General features: G+C 42.4%; 13 protein-coding genes and 1 pseudogene. 12 read left to right on the top strand and 2 right to left on the bottom strand.

Annotated features, from left to right (window positions below; genetic code table 11):
- Positions 1–19: 19 nt before the first annotated feature.
- Both EJN84_RS04775 and EJN84_RS04770 read right to left on the bottom strand, forming a co-directional pair.
- A complete protein-coding gene (locus EJN84_RS04775; RefSeq protein ID WP_129594344.1) occupies positions 20–1228 on the bottom strand; it encodes a DUF4861 domain-containing protein in 1209 nt (402 codons plus the stop codon).
- Positions 1225–5658 carry a hybrid sensor histidine kinase/response regulator transcription factor gene (locus tag EJN84_RS04770; RefSeq protein WP_129594343.1) on the bottom strand — a complete coding sequence of 1478 codons (4434 nt, stop codon included), beginning with the start codon at positions 5656–5658 and terminating at the stop codon, positions 1225–1227. Before EJN84_RS04770 ends, EJN84_RS04775 begins: the two co-directional genes overlap by 4 nt.
- Positions 5659–6013: 355 nt before the next feature.
- On the opposite strand from EJN84_RS04770, the pseudogene EJN84_RS04765 reads away from it, so the two are divergent.
- The 12 genes and pseudogenes from EJN84_RS04765 to EJN84_RS12350 all read left to right on the top strand — a co-directional run.
- A pseudogene (locus EJN84_RS04765) lies at positions 6014–6838 on the top strand (pectate lyase); the annotation flags it as partial.
- A gap of 58 nt (positions 6839–6896) precedes the next feature.
- The gene (locus EJN84_RS04760; RefSeq protein ID WP_129594341.1) at positions 6897–10103 is read left to right on the top strand and encodes a SusC/RagA family TonB-linked outer membrane protein; all 3207 of its coding nucleotides are present in this window, start codon (positions 6897–6899) and stop codon (positions 10101–10103) included.
- 109 nt (positions 10104–10212) lie between these two features.
- Positions 10213–11979 carry a RagB/SusD family nutrient uptake outer membrane protein gene (locus tag EJN84_RS04755; protein ID WP_129594340.1) on the top strand — a complete coding sequence of 589 codons (1767 nt, stop codon included), beginning with the start codon at positions 10213–10215 and terminating at the stop codon, positions 11977–11979.
- Between the two features lie 277 nt (positions 11980–12256).
- Positions 12257–13540: a DUF4957 domain-containing protein gene (locus EJN84_RS04750; RefSeq protein ID WP_165004077.1), complete on the top strand. Its 1284-nt coding sequence runs from the start codon at positions 12257–12259 to the stop codon at positions 13538–13540.
- A gap of 93 nt (positions 13541–13633) precedes the next feature.
- Positions 13634–15313, top strand: a complete 1680-nt coding sequence (locus tag EJN84_RS04745; protein WP_129594338.1) for a glycoside hydrolase family 28 protein — start codon at positions 13634–13636, stop codon at positions 15311–15313.
- 43 nt (positions 15314–15356) lie between these two features.
- A complete protein-coding gene (locus EJN84_RS04740) occupies positions 15357–16526 on the top strand; it encodes a glycoside hydrolase family 88/105 protein (RefSeq protein WP_129594337.1) in 1170 nt (389 codons plus the stop codon).
- 29 nt (positions 16527–16555) lie between these two features.
- The gene (locus EJN84_RS04735) at positions 16556–17935 is read left to right on the top strand and encodes a pectate lyase family protein (RefSeq protein WP_101486312.1); all 1380 of its coding nucleotides are present in this window, start codon (positions 16556–16558) and stop codon (positions 17933–17935) included.
- Positions 17936–17962: 27 nt separating this feature from the next.
- The gene (locus tag EJN84_RS04730; RefSeq protein WP_238943926.1) at positions 17963–18955 is read left to right on the top strand and encodes a pectinesterase family protein; all 993 of its coding nucleotides are present in this window, start codon (positions 17963–17965) and stop codon (positions 18953–18955) included.
- Between the two features lie 95 nt (positions 18956–19050).
- Positions 19051–20670: a glycoside hydrolase family 43 protein gene (locus tag EJN84_RS04725; protein WP_129594336.1), complete on the top strand. Its 1620-nt coding sequence runs from the start codon at positions 19051–19053 to the stop codon at positions 20668–20670.
- Positions 20671–20692: 22 nt separating this feature from the next.
- On the top strand, positions 20693–22576 hold the full coding sequence (locus EJN84_RS04720; RefSeq protein WP_129594335.1) for a pectinesterase family protein: 1884 nt from the start codon (positions 20693–20695) through the stop codon (positions 22574–22576).
- A gap of 132 nt (positions 22577–22708) precedes the next feature.
- On the top strand, positions 22709–25159 hold the full coding sequence (locus tag EJN84_RS04715) for a SusC/RagA family TonB-linked outer membrane protein (RefSeq protein WP_238943925.1): 2451 nt from the start codon (positions 22709–22711) through the stop codon (positions 25157–25159).
- A gap of 96 nt (positions 25160–25255) precedes the next feature.
- Positions 25256–25591 (top strand): TonB-dependent receptor, encoded by a 336-nt coding sequence (locus EJN84_RS12350; protein ID WP_238943924.1) that lies wholly within the window; start codon positions 25256–25258, stop codon positions 25589–25591.
- The last annotated feature ends 8 nt before the right edge of the window (positions 25592–25599 follow it).

Raw genomic sequence — 25599 nt, 5'->3', positions numbered from 1 at the left:
TAATTTTTGTTTCAGTTGATTACGGATGGATGATGTATGAAACAGGATTGTTTAATCTGTTTAATACTTCGTCGATACATTTTTCGAAAGCCGCTTTGTCCTTAACCTGTTCCCAATCAAGTTCCCAAGTTGGCATAAAATAATATTCCACTTGTCCGTTAAGCGGTTTCAAAATAATAACATGGTTGAGGTTATCTTCGGTTATTTTGACAAGCTGTTTGGTTTTATAAAAAACTGCCAATCCCATCATATCGTTGTTGAGGCTTTGTTTGCCGAAAGTAGCCATATAAGACCATTCGCCTGATGTTTGTTTTGGAATGATGAGTTCGGCATTGTTGTCTTTGATAATTCCCGTAGCAATGTTATCGATATTTTTGTCTGCTTTTAATTCCATTCGCGAAGCACGACTTCCGGCATCAATAGAGATCAATGATTGCAGATTGCATTTGGTTCCGTTAGTTTCCCAGCCATAATATGTTGTAAATACTTGCGAACGAATTTTTCCATCGGTAGGAATCAGGCAGATCACGCTGTCTCTTTTTTCGACTCTCACGGCTTTGTTGCCATCCCAAGAGGCAATTGACCCCAAACCGAGAGTGTTGCCGACTTTCATGTTGTCCATGCCCCATACCGCCATGCTGTGATAGCTTTCATAACCGTCCACTCCTACGAAAGGTAAGACAATTTGAGGTGTTTTTTTTGCAAATACATCGATGCCATTGCGCCAATCGAGATAAAACCGAAAAGCAACTTTGTCGCTTTCCCATCCCGGTCCTTCGTATTTGATGTAATAAGCATGATCGGTGAACCCGTCTGGAACGCGTAAGTAATTGGTTTTTACCCATGAAAAGTCGCCGACATATTTTTTGTTTTCGAATTTTCCTCCAATTTTATGAGCTAGTTCGGCATATGTGCGTTTGGGGTAGTTATTGGCAAAACCTTTTTTTATCGTAAAGGTCAAAGTAGTATGTGCAGGGAAAAAATCTACCGGAAAAATTGCTTTCTGATTGCCATTGATGTCGGCAACAACTTCGAGCGGCAGTTCTTGACCTTTATTCGTCACAATTACATAATTAGCCTCCTTAAGATTCAACTTCTCAATAGGTATTTCTACTACGTAGTTGTATAAATTGTGGATAGATGAATTTTTTACTTCTATCTGTTGGGCCTGAATTATTCCACAGCAGCAAATAAAAAATACTAAAAATAGTAAATGTTTTTTTCTCATATTCGTTCTGATAATTTGTTTGTATATCTTTTTTTGAATTCTCCCGGAGTCATTTCGAATTTCTTTTTAAAATTTCTCGAGAAATATTTCGTGTCAGAGATGCCAAGCATGAATGAAACCTCTTTTACGCTATATTCGCCCGATGTTAATAATTCTGCTGCTTTTTGCATTGTTCTTTCGCGAATGTATTCGATGGGCGATAAACCGGTGAGGCCTTTCATTTTTTTGAAGAATACAGATCGACTCATATTTACTTCTTTGGCCAAATCTTCTACTACAAATTCGCAATCTCCCAATCGTTTGTCGATGAATGCGTCAATTGTTTTGATGAAATCCGAGTCCTGAGCGTTAATTAAATTTGGACTGAAAGCTGTTTGATTGAAAGTTTTGATATTCGAGATGCTTTTGCCTTTGGTTCGATAATACTTTTGTATTTCATCGCGACGAGTCAATAAATTTTTGATTCTTGTCTGAAAATAAGAGACGCTGAATGGTTTGGTTATGTACTCATCGGCACCGTGTTCAAATCCTTCGAGTTTGCTGTCAATGGTGGTTTTTGCCGTCAATAACAAAAATAAAATATGACTTGTTTGAATGTTCTTGCGAACGTTTTCAAGAAATTTGATACCGTCAATCTCGGGCATCATAATGTCGCTCACTATGAAGTCCGGAATCAGACTGAGCGCTTTGACCATTCCTTCCTTTCCGTTAGAGGCTTCATATACATCGTATTCGTTTTCTAATATGGATTTTATGAACTGTCGTAAATCGTCGTCGTCTTCAACGACGAGTATTACAGGTTTTTCCTGCGAGGCGGTTTCGTCGTTAACAGGACATTCGTCTGCGATCATCCATTCTCTGCTTTCTTTCGATATTTCTTCAGTATCTTTTACTTGGACATCCGAATCGAAATGTGATATTCCTTTGCGAAACAGAACGGTAAAGGTCGTTCCTCTATTCTTTTCGCTTTCCACAAGGATCTCTGCGCGATGTTTGTCTGCTAACTCCTTCACGATGGAAAGTCCAATGCCTGTGCTTGGTTTACTTTTGTCGTCGTTGAAAGATTCAAAACGTTTAAATATGCGCGAGAGTTTCTCTTTTTCGATTCCTTGCCCGGTGTCTTTTATTCGAACAGCGATTTTGTCGCCTTGATCGAAAACCAATACCTGTATTGAGTTTCCGTTTGGCGTATATTTAAAGGCATTGGATAGCAGATTCACGATGATCTTTTCGACGGCTTCGGGATCAGCCCATATAGTTTCCGATCCGACTTTGTTTTCGAAGGAATAGTAGATGTTTTGTAATTCGGCGTTATTTTGGTAGTTGCTGAAAATATTTTCGACATACGGACCAATTTCGATATTCGTAATGCTGAGAGTGTTGGATTGTTCTATTTTTTGGAAATCAAGTATTTGATTTACCATATTGAGAAGACGATTTGCGTTTTTAGAAACTAATTTGAGTTGTTTTTTGATAGTTTCGGGTGTGCTTTCATTTTGAATGATGTTTTCAATTGGTGAAACAATCATCGTCAATGGGGTTCTGATTTCATGTGAGATATTAGTGAAAAACGAAGTTTTTATTTCAGATTCTCTTTGTTCCAAAATAATTTTGTTACGCATTTCGTAGAAAGTATGCAATAATTTGAATAATACATACATCAAAATGAAAGATAGCATAATGTATATGAAATGGGCTAAGGAAGTATCCCAAAAAGGAGGTAAAACTTCTAAGTTGAGTATGCGTTCGTTGTCCACCCATACTCGTTCACTATTTGTTGATTTCACGCGAAACGTGTATTTTCCTTTTGATAGATTGGTGTAATTGGCAATCCTGTTGCTCCCGGTAAAAATCCAATCTTTATCGAAGCCGTCAAGTTTGTATGCGTAGAGGATGTTGTTGGGATCTATGTAATCCAACGCTGCAAATTCGATGCTGAAAAAATTTTGATTGTGTTTCAGGGTCAGGTGATTCTCATAATTGATATTTTTCTGTAAAATACCTTTTTCGGACAAGGGAACCTGTCTATTAAAAACCTTTAATTGAGTCAGCGCCAAATAAGGCTTAAAAGTATTGATATTAATATTTTGAGGATCGAAAACCACTATTCCATGTGAAAATCCGAATAGCATGTTTCCATTTTTAATTCGAAAACGTGAGCATTCCGAAAAACTGTTTTTCTTCATCAAGCGTTTTATTTCGCTAAAATTTTCGAAAGTTTCTTTTTTTGGAGTAAATTTTGTCAGATTTTCCTCGGTTGCTATCCACAGATTACCGTCCAGATCTTCCAGCAGTGACAGAATAATGTCTGATGGAAGTCCGTTTGTGGTGCTATAAGTTTTGAAAGAGATGGGAAAACCCTGTGCATCGGTTTTCTCGATTTTACTGATTCCGCCGCCAAAAGTGGCAATATAGGTGTTTCCCGAACGGGTTGTGCAGATGTCTAAAATATCATTTGCACCTATCGAACCGGGATCAAAATTTTTCCTGAAAACATGAAACTCGATATGTTCCGGCATATCGAATTGTTCTTTAAACATGATAAAACCAAAAGTTGTTCCTACGCAAAGATTCCCGTTTTTGTCGGATGCAATGATTCTCACCTGTGCTCCCTGTTTTGCGGGATAGTTTTTGAGACGATTATTGGTGTTGATTATTTCGGAATTTTCTTTCCCTTCGGGAATCAAATTTAATCCGCCACCATAAGTTCCCACCCAAATGTTTCCTTTTCGATCCTCGAAAATGGAATAGATGTTATCATTCGATAAGGAGTAGATATCATCTTCGCGATGGAATAAATGATGAATTTCGAATGAGTTAGAGTTTGATTTTCGAGTGAGTTTATAAACACCTCTGCCTTTCGTCCCGATCCAGATATTTTTTTTTGAGTCTTCGATGATGCAGTAAGCGCTTCCCTCGAGTGACTGACCTTTTCCTATGGTTCCCTCTTGGGTTAATATTCCCTTTTTTATCAAATTCTCGTCGTATATGTGTATCTTTTCATCTTTTGTTGCAATCCAAATATTTTTTTCCGAATCCTGAAAAATCGGTCTAACATCATTATTGACGGCAGAGTGTACATTTTCGTTTACAAGTATATTTTTGAAATTCGGATCATAAAAGATGGCCTTCTCTAATCCATAAGATCGCGTGGCAAGCCACAGATTGCCTTGCTTATCTGAATATGCAGAATGCAACATATTGGAAAACATCCAGTTAGATGAGAATGGCTCATCGTAAAATGGGATTAATTGATCGTTTGTACTATCGTAGATGGAAAAACCTCCTCCGCGTGGATGCACCCATAAGCGGTCCTCCTTATCTTCGAAGATAAAAAAATTAGGCGGGAAAACATTGGATTCGGTACTTTCGATTAAAGGGGTAAAATGAGTCATTTTTTTTGTGTAGGGATTAAATTTAGAAACTCCCAACCGATTTGTTTCCAACCATACATTGTTCGATTTATCGATATAAGAATTCAGAATTTGGTCGGATTCCATGTCGGCAAGCGTTCGAGAATTATATTTATCGATGCTTGCGTCAAAGGTGTTGTATATCATGAATCCATCATTTTCGGAAATGATAAGGATTTTTTCGGAAGAAATTTTTTTAATAGCAACGATATTCGATAACACATCTGTTCTCAGTTCAGTAAATGTTTTTTTATCGATATTGAATTTCCAGATAGAGCCTTCGGACGAACCGAACCAAATTTCGCCACCGAATTCATGTCCGCAAAAAAATGGTAGGTTTTTTTTGTATGGTGTTTCAGATGCAGGATTAAAGTATATAATTCTTCGTCTGTGATCAGGCGACAAAAAAGTTATTCCACTCCGAGTGAGAATCCATGCATTGTGCGATTTGTCTTCATAAACCGTTGTTACGAAATTGTCAGTCAGATTGTGATTTTCGATCGTAAAGATGTCGGCCCCAAAAATAGAATCTTTCACGCAAATACATCCATTTTCTTCAGAAATTAGCCATGTCTTTCCACTTTTGGTGTGTAGTATTTTGGTCGTATAAAAAGGCCTGTTATTGTAGTATTCCAGTGATTGAACACCTGTGAAAAGTTCGGTTTGAGGATTAAATAAATATGCCTGATCGTCATAAGAAAGCGCCCAAATGTTATTGTATTGATCTTCTGAAATTTGATCGAATCGATTGCTTTTCCCTTCCGGATTTATATCGGGAGAGAGTCGATAAGTTACGAATTTGTACCCATCGAATTTGCATAACCCATTCCATGTCGCAAACCACATAAAGCCCTTTTTATCCTGAAGGATATCCATGACGGTATGTTGCGGCAGTCCATCTTCTACGCCAAAGTGCTCGAAATAGCATTCCGGTTGAGCAATGGCTTTACTGATAAATATGTGCACGACGACACTAAGGCAGAAAGTCCAATATATTATTTTTGCATTCAATCCCATTTTATTAGTATCCCCTTTTGTTTTTTATCAAAAAAATACCGATGAATCCTCTTAACAATGAAAAAAGCAATAACTAAAAATTATACTACAAATATAATCGTAATTATTTTTTCAATATCAATTTTTCAAAATTTAAAGCAATTTGACACCCCTTAAAAACCAAAAATACCCCTTAAGTAATAATCTAATTAACCTAATATTGCATATTATTTTTTAATAATCATGCCATAATTTTATTAATTTGTCAATTGACATTTTACCTTGAAATTGAAATGTATTTTGTTTTGAGATAGTGGAACGGCCTTAGACTTTAAACAAAAGAATCTGATAAAGAAGGAAACAAAAACATAATTAGAAAGAATATGTGGATATGAGAAACAATGTATTTTATAATTGGGCAGGAGCGGGGTGTTACGGGGGCGAAGGGATGAAAGTCAATATTGTGAATAATTATTACAAACCCGGACCGGCAACTCCTAAAAATAAGATCAGCTATCGAATTGCAGCAATTGGTGTGCGTACCACTGAATATTGTACCAGCAAGGAAAATGCATGGAAACCGATGGAGCATATCTGGGGCAGATTATATGTAGATGGAAATGTTATCGAGGGGAATGAGGAGGTTACGAATGATAATTGGACAAAAGGTATTTATGAGCAGATTGACGGCGAGAACAATGATAATACTTTTACGGAGCAGGTAAAAAAGGATATTCGCCTCTCTGTACCATTGGAAACCGATATCGTTACTACTCATTCTGGGCAAAAGGCATATGAACTGGTTCTTGCTTATGCCGGCTGTTCCAGGTTTCGGGATGATATCGACGCCCGTATTGTAGAAGAAGTGAGAAACGGCACAGCTTCATATTTGGGAAGCAGATCTTTGGACGCAGTGAATTATCCGGGACTTATAGACTCACAAGATGATGTAAAACCGTATGGTGCTGTCTCTGCCAGGCCTGAATTAAGCGACGATAATTCAAAGGATTATTCTATAATTGATTCCGATGGAGACGGCATGCCCGATAAATGGGAATTAATGAACAATCTTAATCCTTTTGATCAATCAGACGGGAACGAGACCAATTTAAGCAAAGAAGGATACGCCAATTTGGAGATCTATTTAAACAGTCTTGTTATGGAAAATTTTCTTAATCAGGAATTAGACAGATATTACTGAAATATCTGTTAAAACACTTGAAATTATTTTTATTATTTAATTTTTAAATGTAATTAACATGAGCAATTCAAAAAGAGTAAAACTAAAACTATTATTCACTCTGCTATTCGTTCTCTGTACGTTGATAATAACTGCCCAAGAGAGAACAATCAGAGGAGTAGTGAAAGACACATCAGGCGAGCCTGTCATCGGGGCCAATGTGAGAGTGAAGAATACAACAATTGGTACAGCCACAGATATAAATGGCAACTATACTCTTGTTGTTCCAGCATCGGCCAATACATTAGTTGCAACCTACATCGGTATGAAAGAAGTGGAAGTCCCTATCACCGGTAACGTCGTAGATATCACTATGGAAGAAGATGTCTCCAACCTGGATGAGGTGGTGGTGATCGGTTACGGCACCATGAGAAAACGAGACCTCACCGGCTCGGTATCGTCTGTAAATGCCGAGACACTGGCCGCCGTGCCGGTTGCCTCTGCCTTGGAGGCGATCACCGGCAAAATGGCCGGTGTGCAGGTTATCACCACGGAGGGTTCGCCAGATGCTGAGATGCGCATCCGTGTTCGTGGTGGCGGTTCCATCACGCAGAGCAACGATCCCCTCTTCATTGTGGATGGGTTCCCTGTGAGCACCATCTCCGACATCCCACCCACCGACATTGAGTCGATTGACGTACTGAAGGATGCCTCTTCTACTGCCATATATGGATCGCGCGGTGCCAATGGTGTGGTGATTGTCACCACCAAGTCAGGACAGGCAGGCAAGCTACGGCTCAGCTACAACACCTACTTTGGTGTGAAGAAGATTGCAAAAACGCTGGATGTACTTTCTCCCTACGACTATACTTCCTGGCAGTATGAACTAGCAGCTCTCAGAGGTAATGCCGCCATTGAGGACTACATCTCCTTCTTCGGTAACTACCAGGATTTGGATCTCTACCGTAACGTCCCATACAACGACTGGCAGGATCTCACCTTCGGCCGTCCCGGAAGCTCCATGAACCACAGCCTGAGCCTCAACGGCGGAAGCGACAAGATGACCTACGCCTTCAACTTCTCCCATCTCTCTGACAAAGCGATCATGGAAGAATCTGACTACAAGCGAAACAGCATGAGCCTGAAGTTGAACAACAAGGCTACTGATCGCATCTCTCTCGATTTCTCGGTGCGCTACACCGACACTAAGATTAACGGCGGTGGTACCAATGATGCAACCAGCACGCTCGACACCGACAAGCGGCTAAAGTACTCGGTGATCTACACCCCTATACCGCTGAAGAACCTCGATGCCTCGGCCGGGAGTTCCGATGACGAGCTGGGTAACCTCTACAACCCGCTGGTTTCCATCAGTGACAACGCACGCGAAAAGTCACAAAAGCGGCTCAACATGGCGGGCAGCGCCACCTGGGAGGTGATCGACAACCTGAAGCTGCGCTCCGAGGTAGGCATGGATCACCAGGACGACGGCGATCAGCGCTACTGGGGGCTGACCACCTATTATATCAAGAACTACCCATCGGTCGACAACCAGGGAAAGCCGGCCATCCGCCTGGTGAACAGGGAGCGACAGGCGATGAGAAACACCAATACGATCAATTACGATTTCAGGAAGTACCTTGGTGAAGACCACAGCCTGAACATGATGGCGGGTCACGAGTACATCATCCGCAAGGGGAACACCCTCACTGATGAGGTACACGGCTTCCCCGCAACCTTTACCGCCAAGGATGCCTGGAGGCTCTCCTCGCAGGGCATGCCCTATACCATCGACAACTACTACAACGAGGATGACAAGCTGCTATCCTACTTTGGACGTGCTAACTACGACTACCAGAGCAAGTATTTGTTGAGTGCTACCTTCCGTGCCGATGCCTCTTCCAAATTCAGCAAAGAGAACAGATGGGGCTATTTCCCTTCAGCTGCCGTAGCCTGGCGCATCTCATCTGAGCCTTTCATGGAAAGAAGCAAAAGCTGGCTCGAAGATCTGAAGCTGCGTGCCAGTTACGGGACCGCCGGAAATAACAACATCCCTTCTGGTCAGCTGGTGCAAATGTTTGAATCGAAAGCTACTTCTTGGATAAACGGTTTTTCCAACTATTGGGCACCGTCTAAGACGATGGCCAACCCCGACTTGAAATGGGAGACCACTATCACCCGCAACCTTGGAATTGACTTTACGTTGCTGAGCGGACGAGTGAGCGGAACTTTGGAAGTTTACCGTAATACCACCAGCGACCTGCTTATCGAGTTTCCGGTAGCCGGAACAGGATATGATACCCAATACCGCAACATGGGAGAGAACCAAAATGAAGGAATAGAAGCAACCATCAACTGGTATGCTGTGAACAAGAAAAATTTCACCCTCAGCTTCAGCGGCAACATCGGCTTTAACAAGACCGAGATTCAGAGCCTGGGCATCATGAACGACTTTGGCTACGAGACCTACTGGGCCTCCTCCGAGATTGGCTATGACTACTGGATCGCCAAGGGGGGGGCCGTGGGGCAGATGTTTGGCTATCGTTCCGACGGCCGCTATGAAGTGGATGATTTCACTGGTTACAACGAAACGGCCAACAGCTGGAACCTCAAGGAAGGTGTTGCCGACGCCTCCGGCGTGGTGGGCAACATCCGCCCGGGATCCATGAAACTGAAAGACCTGGATGGTAATGGTGTCATTGGTGTGGAAGACCGGGAGATCATCGGCGATGCCAACCCGGTGCACACCGGCGGGTTCACCCTCAACGCTACCTTCCATGGTTTCGACCTCGCTGCAGCTTTCAACTGGAGCTATGGGAACGACATCTACAACGCCAATAAGATCGAGTTTTCCCACACCGGGAAGTACCAGTTCCGCAACATGATCACCACCATGGAGACGGGCAAGCGATGGACCAACCTGCGCGAGGATGGCACCATCAGCAACAATCCCGATGAGCTGGCCGCCATGAATGCCAACACCACCATGTGGTCACCGCTCACCTCACGCATGATCTTCAGTGACTGGGCAGTGGAAGATGGCAGCTTCTTGCGTCTCAACACCCTCACGCTGGGCTATACCCTCCCGAAGAGCCTGTTGAACAAGGCCAGGATTGAGAGTCTGCGTCTCTATGTGACCGGCTACAATGTAGCTCTCTGGACCAACTATAGCGGCTACGATCCCGAAGTATCAACAATCAGAAGGACCAACCTCTCACCGGGTGTCGATTACTCCGCCTACCCGAGAAGCCGTCAGCTTGTATTTGGTGTGAACCTGAATTTTTAACCCTTAAAGATGATCAAAAATGAAACCGGCAAATAAACCTTTCTCACACAAGTGGATGACTAATTGCAAGTTGCATATGACACATTTGAAAATAAATCGTTTTAATCATATGAAAAAAATAACAAATCTCTGTCTGATTCTTCTGACATTCGGACTCTTCTTCAGCTCCTGCGACCTGGATGCCCCCTCCCAATCGGCAGCTGAAGGATCGGTAATCTTCTCCATCGAGGCACTGGCCGAGGGAGCGGTGATGGGCATCCACCAATCCTTTGGAGAGACCAACTCCTACCGAGGACGCTATCTCCCTTACTACGGTATCAACAGCGATGTGGAGTGGCTTAACGGCATCAATCCCACCCAGCTGAACGACGCAGGCAAGTATGAACTGGTCACCTATGCCGCCTCTCCCACCAACACGCTGATGAACACCGACAACAATGCCTGGGCCAAGTTCTACGAAGGAATCGAAAGGGCCAACAAGGCCATTGAAGGGTTACGCAACTATGGCAAGGTGGATGAGAATCCCCGCATGGCACAACTGCTGGGCGAAGCTCTTACCCTGCGTGCAGTGATCTACCTCGACCTGGTGAAGGCGTGGGGCGATGTGCCGGCACGCTTTGAGCCGATCTCCACTGAAACGCTCTACCTGCCGCGCAGCGACCGGGACCTTATCTACAAACAACTATTGGCCGATCTGGATGAAGCAGAGGAACTTGTGGCATGGCCCAACGAGACCGATGTTACCGCCAGCACCGAGCGTGTTAACAAGGCTTTTGTGAAGGGATTGATGGCACGCATCGCCCTCTATGCTGGCGGCTACTCGCAGCGGGCAGACGGCGTGCGTCGCAGCACCGATCCGGAGCTGAGTGCCGACAAGATGTACGCGCTGGCGAAGGAGAAGACCCTCGATGTGATCCGACAGGGTTCTAACACGCTGGGCTCCTTCGAACAGAACTTCCGACTGCTCTGCCAGGATGATGTGACTGCCGGTAAGGAATCACTCTGGGAGATCCCCTTTTCTGCCAGCCGCGGACGCGTACTATACACGCTGGGCGTTCAACATAGGGCCGTCGACCAGTACACGGGACAGAACAAGGGAGGCGTGAACGGTCCCCTCCCCTATCTCTTCTACGACTACGATGTGGAGGATGTGCGGCGAGACATCACCTGCGTACCCTATGAATGGTCAAACTCCAACCCGAGTCGTCAGCAGCTCCGCAGTATCGACAACTGGTGTTTCGGCAAATTACGCTATGAATGGATGAATCGCTACGTTACCTCTACCAACGACGACGGCATCAACTGGCAATACATGCGTCTGGCCGATGTATACCTGATGGCTGCTGAGGCAATCAACGAGCTGGACGGTCCTGCAGCAGCGGCACCCTACCTGAAGCCCATCCTCGACAGGGCACTGCCGGCAGCGAAGGTGACCGCCTGCATGACCCAGGCCACCGCAAGCAAGGATGCCTTCTTCAATGCAATCGTCGACCAACGTGCACTGGAGTTTGCAGGCGAGAGCCTCCGCAAGGCAGACCTGATCCGCTGGAATCTGCTAAAGACCAAGCTGGATGAAGCCAAGATGAAGATGACACAGCTGATCAACCGCGAAGGTCCTTATGCCGATCTGCCGGAGAAACTCTATTTCAAGACTGCGGAGGACAATGAGACGCTGATCATATATGGCCTAAATCACGGTGACAGCGATGAGATCGGTGCCAGCCTCGGCTATGAAGGGAGCGCCACCTGGTTCGACCCGAACGACCTGACACAGGAACTGATCAACGCCCTTTACCAGAACAATCCTGATCAGAATCAGTTTTGGCCTATCTGGCAAACCTTCATCGACAGCAGTAACGGACAACTAACAAACTAATAAAATGAAAATGAGACGAAAAACATATATCATTCTATACGCTCTCTCAGCGATAGCTATTTTTAATTTCAGCTGTACAGACGATAGATCGGAAGAGCTTACTTCGATCGATTACGATAGACTCTTCTCTCCCATTAAGATTGAAGCGGTCGTGATTAACCGTACCGACGTACGGCTGACCTGGGCTCTTAACGACGATGCGGAGTCCTACTCCCTGGAGGTGTTTGCCGACGACAGTCTCACCTTTGTCGGTACGCCGGTGAGAACTTATAACGACGTGACAGGTGATCAGCTTCCCTTCTACATCCGCGAACTGGATGGTGACACGCAGTACTCAGTGCGTATAAAAGCTGTGGCTGCAGGGAAAACCGACTCGAAATGGAGTGGCGTCACCTTCAAGACCGGAACAGAGAACATCTTCCTTCCCTTCCAGGATGGAGATGTGGAGGCAACGGCGGTTACCCTGCGTTGGATACCCGGCAGAACATTGACCAGCATCCAAATCGAACCGGGAGGCATTGTGCACACGGTTACTGCCGACGAGATAGCCGCCGGTAGCGCTACCATCGAAGGGCTTACCAGTGAGACCAACTATACCGTCACCTTGAAAAATGGGGCAAAAACCAGGGGTATTTTGGAGTTTATGACATTGGTTGACATCGGTAACGCCATTGCCGTTCATCCGGAAGATGACTTCCTCGCCCTGCTGGCCGCTGCCAACGACGGCGATGCCTTCGCCCTCTTCCCTGGAACATATGGGGATGCAAGTAAATTTTCAGTTAATAAGAGTATCGAAATCAAAGGTGTGTATCCGTATGATAAACCGATACTGAACGGGTACATATCACTTGAAGACGGAGCTGCTTTACTGTTGAAAGATGTCACGCTTGACGGAACAGGATTGGCTGACGGTAATCAATCTGTCGTTTTCAATACGGCAGGTGTAAATTATGGAAATTTGAGGATAGACGGATGTGACATTAAAAACTACGTAAAGGGGCTCTATTATTTGAATGTTGCTTCTGTAGTAGAATCAATCACCATTAATAATTGTCTGATTTATAATATTGAGTGTAACGGCGGCGACTTTATGGATTCCCGTGCAGGAGCTATCAAGACAATTACACTCTCAAACACGACTGTCTACAACAGTGTCCTGGCACGTGATTTAATACGATACGATGACAAGTCCTCTTCATTCCCGGGACTAACATCAAAAATATTCGTGGACCACAATACATTGTATGGAGTTGCCAACAGCGGAAAAAGATTGTTATACGTGCGCTTTAAGGGGACTGAAATTTCCTTTACGAATAATATTGTTGCTGAAACTACGGCAATATTCTCGAATCAAAGTAGTACACCTATTCCTACTTTTGGAAATAACAATTACTTCAATGCTCCCGGTCTGTTTACTGGCGGCAGTACGTCATCACTAATCTTTGATGATTCCGCTTCAAGCGAAAATCCCGGGTTTGTGAATGTTGCCGGTGGCGATTTTACCGTAACAAACGAATTGCTGAAAGCTAAAGGCATAGGTGATCCCCGTTGGTTACAGTAACTAAAAACATATAATCCGTTTAAATTTGTCCTCTTCTTAGGTACTAATTTAAACGGATTATGTCTTACAGAATATTTAAAAAAAAATGAACTAATGAAACAAAATTTCGTACTACTTTTTTTCGCGTTCCTAATGTTGTCTTGTAGTCATAGCGCTGCGGATAAATTGCCTTACAAATATCAATATCTATACGAAGACCTGTCTTTCGAGATGCCGAGAATCGAAATACCTATTTTCCCGAAATATAGAGTAAACCTACTGGATTTTGGAGGAAAACCGGATGGCATTACCCTTAATACGGAGGCTTTCGAAAAAGCCATGCAAAGTCTTTCCGAGAAAGGAGGAGGAACACTTGTTGTACCTAAAGGTATTTGGTTTACGGGCCCGATTGTTTTCAGATCAAATATCAATTTGCATCTCGAAAAAGGGGCTTTAATTTTGTTTTCACCCGATTTCGATTTGTATCCTCTTGTAAAAACGGTATTTGAAGGTCTGGATACGCGTAGATGTCAATCACCTATTTCGGGAAGAAATCTGGAAAATATCGCTATTACGGGCGAAGGTTCGATAAATGGCTCAGGTGAAGCATGGCGCCCGCTTAAAAAAAGCAAAGTTACGGAAAGCCATTGGAAAAAAGTTGTGGCTTCGGGAGGCGTAGTCAAGGGGAATAGTTGGTATCCCTCGGAAGGTGCGTTCAAGGGTGCCGAGATGAGTGATATGAATGTTCCCGCGAGTAATTTGTCAGAAGAGGAATGGCTGGAAATTAAAGATTTTCTGCGACCTGTGATGGTGAATTTTATTGAATGCAAAAACGTTTATTTGCAAGGCGTTCTTTTCGAAAATTCTCCTGCTTGGAATATTCACCCTTTGATGTGTGAGAATGTGATCATCGATGGCATTTTTTCACGCAATCCGGCTTATGCTCAAAATGGAGACGGACTGGATTTGGAATCGTGCGTGAATTCCATTATTGTTAACAGCCTGTTTGATGTGGGCGACGATGGTATTTGCATCAAATCGGGGAAAGACGAACAGGGGAGATTACGCGGGCGACCTACGGAAAATGTAATAGTGGATAATTGCAAAGTGTTTCAAGGACACGGCGGGTTTGTAGTAGGAAGTGAAATGTCGGGAGGAGTAAGGAACATATCGGTAAGTAATTGTCAGTTTTTAGGAACCGATGTAGGCTTGCGTTTCAAAAGCAGGCGAGGACGTGGTGGAATAGTGGAAAACATCTATATTTCGGATATTTATATGTTTAATATTTTGACGGATTCTTTTTTGTTTGATCTTTTCTACGGAGGTAGATCGGCTTCCGAAGCATTGGAAGAAGGTTACACGGGTGCAGATGATGAGAAACTTTATCCCGTAACGGAAGAAACACCGGTGTTTAGGAATATTTTCGTTAAGAATCTTGTTTCGCGCAATGCTCGCAGAGCCATGTTTTTTAATGGATTACCCGAGATGAATATTGAAAATATTCGGCTTGAAAATGCTTTCATTACTGCTCGCTATGGCGCCGAGCTTTCTGAGGCTAAAGATATTGTTTTCGATAATGTTACGGTAATTGCCGAAGAAGGTCCTTTTTACATATTGAATAACGTGAAAAATTTCAAGGGAGTAAATCTTTATTTCGATAAAAACACAACCGAGGAAGTTATGAGGGTAAAAGGAAGCAGAACATCAACTGTGGAATTATTACCTTTTTTGGAAGATAAAATAGAAATAAGCCCGGAAATAGATAAAAATCAAATAAAGATAAGTCAGGACTAGAAAAGGATTTATTAAAACAAACACTTTTCAAAAAAAACAATCAATGAGAAAAATTGGAATATTTATGGTAGTATTGACATTTTCTATTTCTGTTTGTACTCAATCAGCCGATCCTTATTACGTAAGGATGGCTGATTCAGAAATGAAACGTAATCCTGAAAGTTGGATGGTTGATTTTTCGAAAGAATTGAAATGGAATTATTGTCATGGTTTGGAATTGGGAGCGATATTGGATGTTTGGAATAAAACCGGTAATCGAAGATATTTCGATTATGCCGAGAGTTATGCCGATAGTGTTGTTAACGAGGATGGTACGATAAAAACCTATCGATTGGAAGAATACAATATCGACCGGTTGAATTCCGGAAAAATGCTTTTCCCGATTTACGAAGAAACAAAGGACGAAAAGTATCGGTTGGCTATGGCTTTATTGAGAAGCCAAATGAATACTCATCCAAGAACATCGAATGGTTTATTTTGGCATAAAAAAATTTATCCACATCAGGTGTGGTTGGACGGTATTTATATGGGTTGCCCTTTCTTGGCCCAATATGGAGCCACGTTTGGTGAACCTCGATTGTTCGATGAGGTTGCTCATCAGATAATTGGTACAGAAAAGGTGACCAAAGACGAAAAAACCGGCTTGTTGTATCACGGTTGGGATGAGAGCCGGCAACAACGTTGGGCTGACCCTGAAACCGGCAGATCGCCAAATTTTTGGTCGAGAGCCATAGGATGGTATATGATGGCATTGGTAGATGTATTGGATTTCATGCCCGAAAATCATCCTCGAAGGACAGAAATCATTCGTATTTTAAACGACATTTCCACCACTATCGAAAAATATCGCGATCCGGCCACCGGTATGTGGTATCAGGTAACGGATAAAGTTGGTGCAGAGGGAAACTACTTGGAATCGTCGGGTTCGGCCATGTTTATTTATACCTGGGTTAAGGGTGCGCAAAACGGTTTTTTACCTAAAGTATTCGAAGAAAAAGGGCGAGCAGCCTATGATCAATATGTGAAGCGGTTTGTAAAAGAAAATCCGGATGGCACTATTACCGTAACGGATGCCTGTGAAGTAGCCGGTTTGGGCGGAGAAAAAGAATATCGTGACGGTAGTTATGCATATTACATCTCCACGCCGCGACGCGATAACGACCCAAAGGCTGTTGCTCCTTTCATTAAAGTGAGCATATTGCTCGATAAATGATGTATTAATTGTTTTCCACAAGTAAAGAAATGAAAACCTATTTGTCGTTATTTTTTATATGGTCATCGATGGTGATAGCCTCTGCCCAAATTCCTGCTTTTCCCGGTGCCGAGGGTGCAGGCATGTATGCTACCGGCGGACGCGGAGGAAAGGTGCTTTATGTGACTTCGTTGGAGGATACCGAAATGCCCGGTACTTTGCGATGGGCTATCAAACAAAAAGGCCCCAGGACGATTGTGTTCGGGGTATCGGGATTGATTCGTCTTAACCGTCCTTTAAAAATCGACAATGGCGATTTAACCATTGCCGGTCAGACGGCGCCTGGTGATGGTATTTGCATTAGCGATCACGAAACCATTATCAGTGCCGATAACGTCATTATCCGTTTTCTTCACTTTCGATTGGGAGACAGAGCAAAAGAGGGGATAGACGCCTTTTCGGGAAAAGGGCATGAAAACATTATAATCGACCATTGCAGCATGAGTTGGAGTGTAGATGAAGTTTCTTCTTTTTACGACAACAGCAACTTTACCCTTCAATGGTGCATCATTTCCGAGGCCTTACGAAATTCTGCTCATACCAAAGGGAAACATGGCTATGGCGGAATATGGGGTGGACAAAATGTTTCGTTTCATCACAACCTATTTCTCCATAACGACAGTCGCAATCCGAGGTTTTGTGGAAGCCGTTATACCAACAGGCCGGATTTAGAAAAAGTGGATTTCCGGAACAACGTGATTTACAATTGGGGCTCAAACAACGTGTATGGAGCCGAAGGGGGTAGTTACAACATCATCAATAATTATTATAAACCCGGACCGGCGACAAGCAGCGGTTCAAAGAACCGAATAGTGAATCCTGACGCCGATAATGGAGAAAACAGTCAACCTGCGGGTACTTACGGCAGGTTTTTTGTGTCAGGAAATTATTTAGATGGAAATGCTGCCGTAACCTCCAACAATGCATTGGGAGTTGAGATGGGTTCTTCTTTCGAAAAATATGCGCCGCAGGTCAAGCTGTCGGATATTCTTGTTTCGCAAGAATTTCCAGGTTTCTACGTTACCACTTATTCGGCAGAAAAGGCTTACAAGATGGTTTTACAATATAGTGGTTGTTCTTTGGTAAGGGATAGAGTGGATGTGCGTTATGTACGAGAAGTGATAAACAGGACATATACGTATGAAGGATCAAACGGGAGTACCTTCGGACTGATAGACAGTCAGGAAGATGTTGGTGGATGGCCTGAGTATAAGACCTGTAATTTAAAAAGGGATTCCAATCAGGACGGTATTCCCGATGGATGGTTGGAAAAAAATTATCCGGGAAAAAGGGCAGAGGACAAAACCAATGAGGGTTATACCTATCTCGAAATGTATTTAAATAGTTTGGTGACTCATCTCATGCCATGAGAGGAATAATTTAAATCGAAAAAAAATATGAGTAAGTATGTTAATGTATTTGTTTTTTTAATGGGGTTTACATTTTTCTCTTTGGTGGCTTGTGCCAATTCCGGGACTAAAAACGGAATAACCAAAAAAATTGTGGTTGATAAATCCGGAGGTGGTGATTTTACTTCTTTGCAGGAGGCGATCCATTCGGTAAGAGCGTTCGATCCGGAGGGACCAACCACCATTTATGTAAAAAACGGCATTTATCGTGAGAAAATTGTGATTCCGGATTATGTATGCAACATAGCAATTATAGGCGAAGACAAGGAAAAAACCATCATTAGCTATGATGATTATGCAGGAAAAGAGAACATGGGGACTTTTCGTACCTATACACTGCAAGTGAGAGGGAACGATATCCGGCTCGAAAATCTTACGATTGAAAATGCCGCAGGACCTGTAGGCCAGGCTGTTGCTCTGCATACGGAGGGCGATCGCATCATCATAAAGAATTGTCGTCTGTTGGGAAATCAGGATACGGTTTATACCGGTGGAGAAGGTAATCGTCTTTGTTTTTTTGATTGTTACATTGAAGGGACTACCGATTTTATTTTCGGTTCGGCTACCGCATGGTTTGAAGAATGCTTACTTCATTGCAAAAAGAATTCGTATATCACTGCAGCAAGTACCCCTCAAAACGTTGAATATGGGTATATATTCAATCGTTGCAAGGTGACATTGGGCGAGGGTGTGACGTCGGTTTATCTTGGAAGACCGTGGCGGCCTTATGCCATGACCGTGTTTATGAATTGTGAACTTCCGGCAGGGATTCATCCGTCGGGGTGGCACAATTGGGGAAATCCGGAAAATGAGAAAACGGCTCGTTATGCTGAGTTTAATAATGCCGGTGAAGGCGCCAAAACAGAACAACGCGTGAAGTGGGCAAAAATATTGACCCCCGAAGAAGAAGCGGTACAAATTACGATTGAAAAGGTATTAAAAGAAGATTTTGTGAAAATAGTATCGTTTTTTATGCCATAAAAAGTTGATAATAATCAAGTGTTTTCTGTGAAATTCAACGCTTTGTCATCACTGATTTTGGCTTTTAATCGCCCATTAAATTTAAAAATTGTATCATGAGACTTTTCAAAAAAATATTTCCATATTTATTGTTCATATCGGTTCCTCTTATTGCCCAGAACAAGATATCGAAGTCGTGGGTAGCTGATTTGGGGAATGGCTATTATAAAAATCCCATACTACATGCCGATTATTCCGACCCCGATATATGTCGTGTAGAAAACGATTATTACATGACAGCTTCAAGTTTCAATTGCATTCCCGGTTTGCCGATTCTTCATTCAAATGATCTCGTAAATTGGGAGATTATCGGTTATGCGATCGACAAATTGGAACCCGATAGTATTTTCTCAAAACCGCAGCATGGCAATGGTGTTTGGGCTCCATCCATTCGCTATCACAATGGACAATTTTATATTTATTATGGCGACCCCGATTATGGTATTTTCATGGTTAAAAGTAAAGATCCGGCCGGGAAATGGGAGAAACCATTGTTGGTAAAGAAGGGGAAAGGTTTGATCGACCCGTGTCCTTTGTGGGATGATGATGGAAAGGTATATTTAGTCCATGCTTATGCAGGTAGTCGCGCCGGTATAAAAAGTTTGTTAGCCGTTCAGGAGATGAACGCCGAAGGTACAGAGGTTATTGGGCAAAGTAGAATTGTTTACGACGGACACGATATTGACCCTACCATTGAAGGCCCTAAATTCTATAAGCAAAACGGCTACTACTACATATTTGCACCTGCCGGAGGCGTCTCAACCGGCTGGCAAGTCGTATTGAGGGCTGAAAACGTTTTCGGCCCTTACGAAAGAAAGATGGTCATGTCTCAGGGAAATACCTCGGTAAACGGTCCTCATCAGGGTGGATGGGTAACGACGTCGGCTAATGAGGATTGGTTTGTTCATTTTCAGGATAAAGGGCCTTTCGGACGCGTAGTGCATTTGCAACCCATGACATGGAAAAACGATTGGCCGATTATTGGCGAGGATAAAGATAATGATGGTTGTGGCGAACCGGTCATGACCTTCAGAAAGCCGAAAACAGACAAAAATTACGCGACAGCAACCCCTCCTGAAAGTGATGATTTCAATTTGCCTACACTCGGATTGCAATGGCAATGGCACGCCAATCCTTGTGAATGGTGGTATTTTGCCAATTCACGAACCGGTTTATTGTCTTTATATGCTGTTCCCATTCCCGATAATTATGTCAATTTATGGGATATTCCCAATTTATTGCTGCAAAAATTTCCTTCCGATAATTTTACGGCTACGGCGAAGCTGACCTTTCACCCTTCGACTGCTATTGACGGGGAAAGAACCGGTTTGGTAATCATGGGAATGGATTACGGTATGTTGTCTCTGGAGAAAACGAAAGACGGATTCATCCTTTCTCAAATTGAATGCCTGCAAGCCGAAAAAAGAGGGAAAGAAATCGTCAATGAAAAACGGACATTGACAGATTCCACTCTTTATCTTCGGGTTCGCGTGTCTTCTGAAGCACGTTGCGTATTCAGTTGCAGTTTGGAAGGGAAGAGTTTCAAAACACTCGGAAAACCGTTTACGGCTAAAGAAGGCAAATGGATAGGCGCAAAAATGGGATTCTTTTGTTCTCGTCCTGTGAGGAATAATGATGGCGGAAGGGTAGAAATTGATTGGTTTAAAGTGGAATAATCCTGAAAAGATCGATTTTAACATGAAAACATTTTTTTCGCATATTCTGTTCGTGATCGTATGTTTATATGCGAATTGTTCCCTCGTTTTTTCGCAAACGGTAATGATAAACGGAGTGCCCCGTGATACAAGCTATACCTTGTACAGTTGCAATCAGAAAGAGAAAAAACATTTTCCTTTTATTCGGTTAGCAGATACAATAGTGCCGAAAAATTTGGAGGTGAGGGAACAAGTCGTATATAAAACACTTTCTGAAACACCCTATGGGAAGCGAAATCTTTATCTTTCGATTTACCGTCCGAATGATGCCATAACTTATCCTGTTGTATTGATGATACATGGAGGAGGATGGAACTCGGGTTCTCCCGAAATGCAAAAAGCGTTGGCTTTACGCCTTGCCCAGAAGGGTTTTGTTACTGCCACAGTTGAATATCGTCTTAGTCCTGAAGCAAAATATCCGGCTGCTGTGGACGATTTGAATGATGCCGTTTTATGGCTTTATCGTCATGCAGATGAATACAAAATCGATAAAAACAAAATCGCTGTATCGGGGTGTTCAGCCGGAGGGCAATTGGCTGCGCTAATAGGTACCAAAAATAGAGATAAACTAATCAAAGCAGTGATTAATATCGACGGTATCTCTACTTTTATTGAACCGGAAACAATCAACAGGGCAAAAAAAGCCAAAGAACAAGGAGAGAAAACACCTGCAGATGCTTTGTGGTTGGGAGGTACTTATGAAGAAATCTCGGAAATATGGAAAGATGCTTCCCCGTTGTATGGGGTTAATGGCAATTCGGCACCAGTTTGTTTCATCAATAGTTCCATTCCGCGATTCCATAATGGCAGAGAGGATTATATTCACCGATTGGATAGCCTTGGGATTTATTCCGAAGTGCATGTTTTTGATGAAACACCTCATACTTTTTGGCATTTTCATCCTTGGCATTTGACAACCGTAGGGTATGCCGCGAATTTTCTTCGTAAGATGTTCGATAAGCCATCAGGTGAGATTAATGAGACCTACGATATCATTGTTGCACAAGATGGTAGCGGAGATTTCACGACGATTCAAGAGGCCATCAATGCGGTTCCCGATTTTCGTAAAAGACCGACGAGGATATTTATTCGCAAGGGTTTTTATCATGAAAAAATTGTTATTCCCGATACCAAACAATCGTTATTCCTGATAGGGGAAGATAAATATCAAACCATAATTTCTTATAATAATTTTGCGTCGAAAAAGAGCGGGTTAGGAGACGAGATAGGTACGTCGGGTTCGGCGAGCATCTATGTATGCCCCGATCATTTCACTGCGCAAAATCTAACGTTTGAGAATGCTGCAGGTCCTGTTGGTCAGGCTGTTGCTATTATTGTAAGGAGCGATAATGCGTGCTTTATTAATTGTCGTTTTATTGGATTTCAAGATACCTTGTACACACATAAGCCTTTCAGTAAACAATATTATGAAAACTGTTATATCGAAGGAACGGTAGATTTTATTTTTGGATCATCTACTGCTTTTTTCGATAAGTGTGAAATTTTCTGTAAGGATACGGGATATATAACCGCAGCTTCCACTCCTCAGGAAGCAAAATATGGGTATGTTTTTTATCATTGCCGAGTAAGCGGCGAAAAAGAGCATGCTTTTTATCTTGGCCGACCATGGAGACCATACGCCCATGTTGCGTTTATTGCATGTGATTTGGGTGAAGTGATTAAACCTGAAGGATGGGACAATTGGGGGAATCCGGAAAACGAAAAAACAGCAATATTTGTAGAATATCAAAACACAGGGAAAGGAAGCGATATTTCTCATCGCGTATCATGGACACGCCAGTTAACAGAAAGTGAAGCCTCGATATATTACAAAAAAATGTGCTCCGAGTTGATTTCGATTAAATGATTTATTTATAATAATTTAAAAACAATTTTAATTGGTCAGATTATGATGAACAAACACAAAAAAAGAATACCGTACATAATATGTTTGGTATTTGCATTGGCATTAAGTAGTTTGGGCTGGTCTCAAACAAAAATGATTACGGGAACTGTAACTGATATGAATGGAGAACCTATTATTGGCGCAACAGTCAAAATCAAGAACACGCAATCGGGCACTGTAACTGATATGGACGGTCGGTTTTCTTTGCAAGTCACGCCAAATGATGTACTCGAAATTACCTATATAGGTTACAAAGGTCAGGAAATCAGTGTTGGCAGCAATACCAGTTTGGCCATTCAATTGTTCGAAGACATTAAGATGATTGACGAACTGGTAGTTGTTGGATATGGAGTGCAAAAGAAAAGTGATTTGACAGGATCAATTTCCACTATTAAACCAAAAGACATTACATCGGTTGTTACAACAAATGCTTTGGAGTCGCTACAAGGTCGAGTATCAGGTGTTGATCTCACCAAATCGAGTGGACAGGCAGGCGCCGGACTAAGTTTTACTGTTCGGGGTGAGAGATCTATTACTGCGAGCAATGCTCCTCTAATTCTTGTGGATGGAATACCTTATGGAAGCAACATAGATATTAATTCTTCTGACATCGAATCGATCGAAATCCTTAAGGATGCGTCTTCCACCGCAATTTATGGTTCGAAGGGAGCTAATGGAGTAATTATTATCACCACCAAACGTGGACAAGAAGGTAAAACGCGAATATCATTCAATGCCTATGGCGGATTGAATACTGTTTCGACTTATCCCGATTATATGGATGGATACGAATATGCTGCTTTGAAACGAGAGGCTAATCGCACCACCGGAAAATGGAATTCAAACGAGGACGATTCCAAAATATTTTCGCCAGTAGAATTAGAATATCTGAACAATGGACAAATGGAAGATTTTCCCCGTTTACTAATCAATGATGGATACGTACAAAACTATGAGCTTTCCATGTCAGGAGGAAATGCCAAAACATCTTATTCCCTCTCGTTTGGGTTCATGAATGAAAAAGGCATTTTCAAAGTAAATGATCAGTATGGCAGGTATAACGGACGTCTTACTTTAGATCATAATATTTTTGATAATTTCAGAATAGGAGCCAATGTTTTGTTTACATATAAGGATCAGGATAAACGACGTGACCCGCTGAATATGGCCAATAAGATTATCCCTATTGCAAAGGCCTATAATGACGATGGTACTGTTAATCCATATCCGGCACCGGGTTATCCTTCACAGATGAATCCTTTGCTTGACGATGTTCCGGGAGCAACGAAAGATAATGTCCTTGCAAAAAGATTTTTTGCTACAAGTTATGCCGATTGGGATATAATTAAGAATTTGAAATTCAGGTCGAATATAGGTATTGATTTTGCAAATGAGCGCGAAGGCTTTTTTTACGATAAAATGACGCTCGATGGCGCCGGTGTGGCTTCGAGTTCGGGTGCAAATATTTCTTCTAATTCGAATATTACATGGGAAAATACGCTGAATTACACCAAAAGGTTTGGTCAACTGCATGATTTACAAGCCATGATTGGAACCTCACTCATAAGTAATACGTATGAATATTATACTGCGAGCGGCCGAAATCAGCCATCGGCATACACATTGTATCATTACCTGGAGTCGAATACACAGGAAATAAGAATCGGCAGTGACTATTTAAAAACAAATACTTTCTCCTACTTTGGGCGAATAAATTACAAGTTTAACGAACGTTATCTGCTCACGGCTTCATTGCGTAGAGACGGATCGTCGGTCCTGGCGTCAGGACATAAATGGGCAACATATCCGTCTATAGCAGCAGGATGGCGCATCAACGAAGAATCTTTTATGTCCAATGCAACCAATATTTCCAATTTAAAACTACGCTTGAGTTGGGGAAAATCAGGTAACAGCGCTATCGATCCTTATAGTACGCTCGGTGGACTTGGTTCTTCGCAATATTCTTTCAACAATAAATTGGCATTGGGTTACTATCCGAAATTGGTTTCGAATCCCGATTTGGGTTGGGAAACGACGGATGTGTATGATGTCGGATTGGATTTAGGCCTTTTCGGAAATAGAATTGCACTCACAGCGGATGTTTATAAATCGTTTACTTCTGATTTACTCTTGTCGCGTGTGTTGCCTATGTCAAGCGGATACAACAGTATTATGCAAAATATTGGGAAAACGGAAAATATGGGATTAGACGTTACACTTAATACGCTTAACATCAGGAATCAAAATTTTCAATGGTCAACCGATATTAACTTTTCTACCAGTAAAGAGAAAATCACACAACTTTCGTCGGGTGTAACAGAGGATGTCGAAAATAAATGGTTCGTAGGCTCTCCCATCAAAGTTCTTTACGATTACAAGAAGATCGGAATATGGCAGTTGGATGAAGCCGAAGAGGCTGCCAAATATGGTAGCAAACCGGGTGAAATAAAAGTAGAAGATGTGGATAAAAAAGGAACGATTGATGTGAAGGACAGAGTTATGTTTAAACAGCGTCCCGATTTCACCATAGGAATGAATAACTAGCTTGTAATCAAGAATGTAGATTTTTCCATCTTTGCTTATGCTCGTGTAGGGCAGTATATAAATTACACCTACAATACAAGTTACAAAGCTCAAGGCTTGGAAAATGGTTCGAATGTCAATTATTGGACGCCCGAAAATCCCTCGAATGATTTTCCACGTCCGGATGCAAGTGTAGTGCAGACTAGTCGATTGTATTTTAGTACGTTAGGTATCGTTGATGGATCGTTTTTAAAAATAAAAAATATCAATCTTGGATATACATTTCCCAAAAGTCTGGTTAACAAATGGCATATCAATCAATTGAGACTTTATGCTACCGCACAAAATCTTCTAACATTTAGTAAAATTAAAGATTACGATCCCGAAAGAGGGGGAGGCGAGTCTTTCCCCATGACAAGGCAACTTGTTTTAGGTCTTAATCTCGATTTTTAATCTACTCA

It is taken from the genome of Seramator thermalis, assembly GCF_004138125.1.
GTDB classification, from domain to species: Bacteria; Bacteroidota; Bacteroidia; order Bacteroidales; family Dysgonomonadaceae; genus Seramator; species Seramator thermalis.
This window is presented reverse-complemented; position numbering and strand designations above follow the sequence as displayed.

Coding starts and splice junctions, on each gene's coding strand:
- EJN84_RS04760 (WP_129594341.1), top strand. CDS start 6,897: ATGAGCAATTCAAAAAGAGTAAAACTAAAACTATTATTCACTCTGCTA.
- EJN84_RS04745 (WP_129594338.1), top strand. CDS start 13,634: ATGAAACAAAATTTCGTACTACTTTTTTTCGCGTTCCTAATGTTGTCT.
- EJN84_RS04720 (WP_129594335.1), top strand. CDS start 20,693: ATGAAAACATTTTTTTCGCATATTCTGTTCGTGATCGTATGTTTATAT.
- EJN84_RS04770 (WP_129594343.1), bottom strand. CDS start 5,658: ATGGGATTGAATGCAAAAATAATATATTGGACTTTCTGCCTTAGTGTC.
- EJN84_RS04715 (WP_238943925.1), top strand. CDS start 22,709: ATGATTACGGGAACTGTAACTGATATGAATGGAGAACCTATTATTGGC.
- EJN84_RS04775 (WP_129594344.1), bottom strand. CDS start 1,228: ATGAGAAAAAAACATTTACTATTTTTAGTATTTTTTATTTGCTGCTGT.
- EJN84_RS04730 (WP_238943926.1), top strand. CDS start 17,963: ATGAGTAAGTATGTTAATGTATTTGTTTTTTTAATGGGGTTTACATTT.
- EJN84_RS04735 (WP_101486312.1), top strand. CDS start 16,556: ATGAAAACCTATTTGTCGTTATTTTTTATATGGTCATCGATGGTGATA.
- EJN84_RS04725 (WP_129594336.1), top strand. CDS start 19,051: ATGAGACTTTTCAAAAAAATATTTCCATATTTATTGTTCATATCGGTT.
- EJN84_RS04755 (WP_129594340.1), top strand. CDS start 10,213: ATGAAAAAAATAACAAATCTCTGTCTGATTCTTCTGACATTCGGACTC.
- EJN84_RS04740 (WP_129594337.1), top strand. CDS start 15,357: ATGAGAAAAATTGGAATATTTATGGTAGTATTGACATTTTCTATTTCT.